This is a genomic window from Pseudogemmobacter sp. TB195 (assembly GCF_058313095.1).
Genome location: NZ_JBZEGG010000256.1, coordinates 1 through 236 on the forward strand (window position 1 = coordinate 1; position 236 = coordinate 236).

Here is a 236-nt window from a genome sequence, read left to right on the forward strand (position 1 = left end):
CAGGCTGACGCCGTCAAGCGCATCGAAAGCCAGCGCGTGGCCATCGCCGAACTGGAGCAGCGGATCAGCGCCATTTCGGCGGCGGCCGGCGAACAGAAGCGTCTGGCGGAACGGCGCGCCGATGAGCTGCTGGTTGAGCAGAACGCGGTGCGGACGCTTCAGGAAACCCTGGCCAGCCACCGCGCCAACGCCGCCCGCCTGGCTGACCGGGTCGCGGCCCTGGAAAAGACCCGGGA

At 69.9% G+C, this 236-nt stretch carries 1 protein-coding gene; it reads left to right on the plus strand.

Going from position 1 to position 236, the window contains the following annotated elements:
• On the plus strand, nucleotides 1-236 hold a 236-nt coding region (locus AC4FS3_RS29660; RefSeq protein ID WP_491023522.1), incomplete at both ends, for a hypothetical protein.